We start from the raw sequence: 351 nt of genomic DNA, 5'->3' as shown, positions 1-351 counted from the left end.
TTACTCCCGTAGCTCCCGTAGCTCCTGTTGCTCCTGTAGCTCCTGTTGGCCCCGTAGCTCCTGTTACTCCCGTAGCTCCTGTTGCTCCTGTTGGCCCCGTAGCTCCTGTTGGCCCCGTAGCTCCTGTTGGCCCCGTAGCTCCTGTTGGCCCCGTAGCTCCTGTTGCTCCCGTAGCTCCTGTTGGCCCCGTAGCTCCTGTTGCTCCCGTAGCTCCTGTTGGCCCCGTAGCTCCTGTTGGCCCCGTAGCTCCTGTTACTCCCGTAGCTCCCGTAGCTCCTGTTGCTCCTGTAGCTCCTGTTGGCCCCGTAGCTCCTGTTACTCCCGTAGCTCCTGTTGCTCCTGTTGGCCCCG

1 protein-coding gene is annotated in these 351 nt (G+C 62.4%); it reads right to left on the bottom strand.

Features of this window, described 5'->3' with window-relative positions; all coding sequences use genetic code 11:
* The coding region (locus tag CO726_RS33310) for a hypothetical protein (protein ID WP_425427835.1) at window positions 1-351 on the bottom strand (351 nt) is incomplete at both ends.

The organism is Bacillus fungorum, from assembly GCF_002746455.1.
GTDB classification, from domain to species: Bacteria; Bacillota; Bacilli; order Bacillales; family Bacillaceae_G; genus Bacillus_A; species Bacillus_A fungorum.
The sequence above is the reverse complement of the archived record's forward strand: the minus strand, read 5'-3'. Positions and strand labels throughout refer to the sequence as shown.